This window comes from Microbacterium testaceum (assembly GCF_001476655.1).
Classification (GTDB): domain Bacteria; phylum Actinomycetota; class Actinomycetes; order Actinomycetales; family Microbacteriaceae; genus Microbacterium; species Microbacterium testaceum_C.
On record NZ_LDRT01000194.1, the window covers coordinates 1 to 5,534 of the forward strand.

4 protein-coding genes and 1 pseudogene are annotated in these 5,534 nt (G+C 74.3%); 2 read left to right on the forward strand and 3 right to left on the reverse strand.

Annotated features, from left to right (window positions below; genetic code table 11):
- Positions 1–124: 124 nt before the first annotated feature.
- Positions 125–586: a hypothetical protein gene (locus NS220_RS20305; RefSeq protein ID WP_193755416.1), complete on the forward strand. Its 462-nt coding sequence runs from the start codon at positions 125–127 to the stop codon at positions 584–586.
- A gap of 82 nt (positions 587–668) precedes the next feature.
- Here NS220_RS20305 and NS220_RS18150 read toward each other — a convergent pair whose 3' ends face one another.
- Positions 669–2,633: a glycosyltransferase gene (locus tag NS220_RS18150; protein WP_058625384.1), complete on the reverse strand. Its 1,965-nt coding sequence runs from the start codon at positions 2,631–2,633 to the stop codon at positions 669–671.
- A 133-nt stretch (positions 2,634–2,766) separates the two neighbouring features.
- Between NS220_RS18150 and NS220_RS18155 the strand changes: the two genes are divergently transcribed.
- Positions 2,767–3,378: a DedA family protein gene (locus NS220_RS18155; protein ID WP_058625381.1), complete on the forward strand. Its 612-nt coding sequence runs from the start codon at positions 2,767–2,769 to the stop codon at positions 3,376–3,378.
- A gap of 75 nt (positions 3,379–3,453) precedes the next feature.
- On the opposite strand, the gene NS220_RS19885 is transcribed toward NS220_RS18155, so the two are convergent.
- A complete protein-coding gene (locus tag NS220_RS19885) occupies positions 3,454–5,196 on the reverse strand; it encodes a VWA domain-containing protein (protein WP_153004369.1) in 1,743 nt (580 codons plus the stop codon).
- 64 nt (positions 5,197–5,260) lie between these two features.
- A pseudogene (locus tag NS220_RS20310) lies at positions 5,261–5,534 on the reverse strand (hypothetical protein); the annotation flags it as partial.

Genomic DNA, 5,534 nt, shown 5'->3' on the forward strand with positions numbered 1-5,534 from the left:
TTGCGGCGGAATAAGATGGTTGTGTTATTGGGGAGATGTCGGACGTTGGAGTAGAGGGTGAAGGTTTTTGTTGCAAGAAGAAGACGGCATACGAGATTTGGGCCTGTCTGGTGGGCTCGGAGATGTGTATAAGGGCCAGAGCGGGAACGACAACGGCGGCGGCTCGAACAACGGCGGCGGCGGCAATGGCGGTGGCGGCAACGGCGGCGGCGGCAACGGCGGCGGCGGCAACGGCGGCGGCACCACTCCCCCGCCGACGGCACCCGCCGGCCCGATCATGAGCCCCGGGCAAGCCCGCGACTACGCGCGCGGCGCGATCGGCGGGTACGGCTGGGGAGACGATCAGTTCTCCTGCCTGGTCTCGCTCTGGAACCGCGAGTCCGGATGGCGCGCGGACGCCCTGAACCCCTGGAGCGGCGCCTACGGCATCCCCCAGGCTCTGCCCGGCGAGAAGATGGCATCCGCGGGTCCCGATTGGCGGACGAACGCGGCGACCCAGATCGCCTGGGGACTGTCGTACATCAGCTCGCGATACGGCTCGCCGTGCGGGGCGTGGGGGCACTCCGAACAGACCGGCTGGTACTGACCGCGGCCTCCTCCCGGCCCCTTCGACACGCTCAGGGACGGGCGAGCGCCGACCGCGGCGCGGTGGCTGGGACCGGGACCTGCTACGACGTCCGCGCGCGCTCCCAGTCGCCGCGGGTCGGCAATTCGACGTACCCCGAGTGCTTCGCCGACAGGCCATCGCCCGCCGTGCGTCCGCGAACCCGCCGCCACACCCACGGGAGCGCGTCGCGGGTGATCCAGCCTCCGCGCGCCGGCTCGTCATCGGCGTGCAATGCCTCGTCGAGGCCCAGCAGTGCGGCCGCGTCGGGCACGCCGAGCGCCTCTGCCGCACGATAGGCAACCAGACGGTGTCCCCCCGAACGCAGGTGGACGAGATCATCGGCCCACAGCGGAAGTTCTCCGAGCTCTGCCACGGCTTCGAGGTCGAGCAGGATCGCTCCCTGCTCGGCCGCGATACGGCGCAGCTCGACGTTGTACGCCGAGAAACGACGGGCGAACAGGCGCGCGGCGGCGCGGTGCGGCAGGAACGTCGTGACGAGCAGCACATCGGCACCCGTCCGGCGCACGGCGCGCACCGCGGACTCGACCTCGGCGACGATCGCGGGAATCACCGGGTGCGGGCCGACGAGGTCGTTCGCACCGATGAGGATCGACACGAGGTCCGGCTTCATCTCGAGCGCCGCGGGAACCTGCTCGTCGATGAGGTGGCGCACCCGCCGACTGCGCACCGCGAGGTTGGCGTATCGGAACGGGCCGTCCTCGCTCGTTCCGGCGAGCAGCTCGGCGAGGCGGTCGGCCCACCCGCGATACGCCCCCGAGGGCATGCGCGACTGGTCGCAGAGGCCCTCGGTGAGCGAGTCCCCCAGGGCGACGAAACGCGTCCATCGTCCCCGGGCTCGGGATGCCACGGGAGCGGCGGGCCGCCGGGCTCCGCGGACGAGCAGACTGTCGTCGATGGCGCGGAGGGCGCGGGCCTCGCGGTAGTGCCCCACGAGGTCGTCAGTCAGCGCGGACCACGTCCGCCCCGCGACCGCGTCCCGTGCGGCGCGCGCGAACGCCTGACGCTTCGACTCGTCGCCGACCAGGTCGGACACCCGCGAACGCAGGTCGTCGAGGTCGCCCGGCCGGTAGAGCCACCCGTCCACGCTGGAGCGGACGAGATCGAGCGGACCGCCGACCCCCGTCGCGACGACCGGGACGCCGCTGGCGAGCGCCTCCTGGATGGTCTGGCCGAACGTCTCGCTCTCCCCCGGGTGCACGAAGACGTCGAAACCGGCCATCACCCGCGCGAGCGTGTCTCCGGAGAGGTGGCCGGTGAAGACGGCATCCGGAATCGCCGCCTGCAAGGCGACCCGCGAGGGTCCGTCGCCGACGATCACGAGGCGCGTGTTCGGCATGCCCGCGAGGGCGCGGAGATCGTCGACCTGCTTCTCGGGGGCGAGGCGTCCGACGTAGCCGATGATGCGTTCGCCGCTCGGCGCGACCTCGGACCGCCACCCGTCGTCGCGGTGGGTGGGCGCGAAGCGCACGGCATCCACTCCCCTGCCCCACCGCCGCAGACGGTCGACGCCGAGGGTCTCGAGCTGACGCATCGAGGCCGACGAGGGAGCGAGGGTGAGGGTCGCCCGGCGGTGAAGCCGCGCGACGTGCCCCTCGACGAGAGCCGTGGCGTGGGGAAGGCCGTACTTCTGGGCGTAGGCGACGACGTCGGTCTGATAGACGGCGACCGTGGGGATGCGCAGGGCGTCGGCGGCGGCGAGCCCCTGCCAGCCGAGTACGAAGGGGGATGCCAGGTGCACGACGTCGGGGTCGAAGTCGCGCAGCAGCGCCCCCAGGCGTGCCGCGCGGGCGAACACCACGCGGACTTCGGGGTAGGACGGCAGCGGGACGGAACGGAGGAGCTCGGTCCGGGCGCCGTGGAGGTCGGCGGTCACGTCGCCGGACTTCGGAGCGATCACCAAGGTCTCGTGCCCCGCCTCGGCGAGATGGCGCAACACGTGCAGAACGGAACCGGTGACCCCGTTCATGTGCGGAAGGAAGGACTCGGCCAGCAGCGCGACTCTCACGACACCAGGGTGGAGGGCGACGGCGGGTCGCGGGGACTCCGAGGGGCCGATGTTCGCGATGTTCACCGGATGCTCCGCTGGGCGTCACCGCCACGTGGGCGGGGCGTCTGGATCGACGGCGGAGAGTGACCGAATGGACGGGATCGACACCTGGCTGCAGACGATCGCGGCGAGCCCCTGGGCGTTGCTCGGGATGGCGGCGCTCGTGTTCGCCGACGCCTTCCTCGTGGTGATTCCCGGGGAAGCCGCTGTCACCGCGTTCGGCGCTCTCGCGGTGTCGCACGGGACGCCGCCGTTGGCGGGTGTCATCGTCGTCGCGGGCGCAGCCGCCTTCGCCGGTGACGCCGGCTGCTACCTCGTGGGGCGCACGGTCGGCGTCGAGCGCTGGGCGTGGATGCGCGGGCCGCGCGTGCGGAGCGCACTCGACTGGGCGAGGGCCCGGCTGGAGCGCAATGCGGCGGTGGTGTTGTTCACGGCCCGGTTCGTGCCGTTCGCCCGACTCGCGGTGAACCTCGCGGCGGGAGCGGCCCGGGTGAATCCGGTGCGCTACCTCGGCGTGGCGGCGCTGGCGGCCCTGGCGTGGGCGGCCTACCAGGCGGTCATCGGCGCGGTGGTCGCGGCGGTCGTCCCGGGCGGGCCTGTGGTCGCGGTGATCGTCTCGATCGTCGTGGCGGTGGGGATCGGCGTCGGGATCGACCTCGTCCTCGCTCGGAGGGCGAAGCGGCGGGCGGCCGTCGGCGCGTGAGGCACGACATCGCGGGGCGAGCGTGTCGGCATCCGTCGCGCACGCCGGATCGACGGATGCCGTGACCCCGACGCCTCAGTCGGAGACCACCACCGCACCCGCGGCGCGGAACGGCGCGAGCGTGCGCTCGAGAGGGGTGTAGCCGCGCGGGTCGAGCGGAACGAAGACGACGCGCGCCGCGCGCGCCGACGCCCGGTCGAGCTGAACGCGGAGGTCGCGCGCCGCCGTCCGAGGGTCGGCGCGGCCCTCCAGGTCGACGGTGCCCTGTCCGTCGCTGACGATCACGAGGCGGCACCGTTCGCGCGCGGCGTCGCCGAACTCGTCGAGTGCTCGGCGGACGGAATCGGCGAGGGGTGTCCCCCCGCCGCCCTCCGCGCTCGCGCGCTGGAGGGCCGCACGAGCGCGCGAGATGCGCGGCGTGCGCGCCTGCACGAGCGACGCGTCCGAACCGGCCGCGAGCACGACGCTCACATCGCCCCGATCACGGTAGACGTGGGCGAGGGCGACATCGGCGACGCGACGCGCGTGCGCGGCCCCGGCCGCGCCCATCGACGACGAGCCGTCGATCACGACGACGGTGTGCGCTGCCGTCGGCTCGGCCCGAAGGCGTCCGCGCACATCGTCGCGGGTGATGACGAGGGGTCCGGGCGTCGCCGACGCCGCGTGCCGCCGCAGGGCGGCGTGCACGGTGGGGAGTATCGCGATGCGCCCGTCTGCACGCTCGGGCGCGACGATGCGCCCGGGCCGGCCCCGCCCGGTCCCCGCGCGGGTCGCTCCCCGGGGCGCCCGACGACCGGTGCGCACACGCGCGCGGTCGCGGGCATCGAACACCTCCGGCCCGAGCAGGGCGGCCGCGCGGGCCGACGGGGCCCGGTCGGAGTCGATGTCGGCGGCGATGCCGGCCTCGGGCGCACCCGCATCGGGGGAACAGGCGTCACCCCGCTCCGCGGCGGACGGGAACTGCCGCTCGGGCGAGGGCTCCGGCGCAGCGGCGCCCGAAGCGGCGTCGGGCGCGCCCCCGTCCGCCTCGCCGGCGGTCTCGGCGTGCGCGCCGGCGAGGTCGCCCGTGGCCGGTGCACCGACAGGGTCGTCGCCGGACGCACCATCGGCATCGGACATGCCCCTCGGGGGCACCGATTCCTCTCGCGGCACCACGTCCCCGGCCCCGTCGGGACCGCCGTCCTCCGCGGCAGCTTCGCCCTCGTCGCCCGATCCGTCGTCGCCCGCCGGCGGGCCGTCGGCCGCAGCCGCGCTCGCGTCGCCCGCGTCGTCGGGGTTCTCGGCATCCGATCCGTCCGTCGTGTCTTCGTCCGCGGGACGCGTCCCGTCCGACTCACCCCGCTCGATCCCTTGCCGTTCGCGTCCGTGCGCGAGCGCGATCCATGCGCGCACGAGTGCGACAGGGTCGCCGTCGACGTCGGCATCGACGAGGGCGGATGCCAGGGCGCAGGCCGCGACGTCGATGGCGCCGTCGCGCACGCCGTGGGCCGAGAGCACGGACACGACGCGGCGCCACAGGTGTTCCTCGGTCTCGCCGGCGGGTCGCCGCCCGGACGCGCGTTCGATGCCGACGTCGACGACGACCGTGCAGAGGCGCCGCACCGCGGGCGGCAGGGCCGCCGCATCGGGGCAGAGGGCGAGCGCACGCACGATCCGCGGCGGGGGCTCGCCGGCATCCGCGTTGCGCCAGACCCATCCGGCATACGGACGGAGGCGACGGAAGACGTGCTCGACCCGGTGCGCGTCCCCGGTGAGCGCGAGGCCGAACGGGGCACCCCCGGTCCACGCGTCGAGCACCGCGCGAACGGTGCGGGGCAACGGCGATTCCCCCTCCAGCTCGAGGCGGAGGCGGGCGGCGTCGGCGGTCCGCGACCGCCCGCCCTCAGGCGACACGTCGCCCGAGCACCGCGGATGCGGCAACCCGTACCCGTGACGCGGCGGTCGACACGGGTTCGAGCGCGGTGCGCGGTGTGCGGTGCTGCAGCGCCGCCACAGCGACGGCGGCGAGATCGTGCACGGTGACCTCCGGTCTCCCGGCGAGCGCTGCCGCGGCGCGCGCCGCCCGCACGAGCACGAGCTCCGCTCGGTGGCCGACGGCGCGCGTGTCGACGCAGATACGCACCGCCGCCCCGCTGGCCCCTAAACTCATCGCCGAC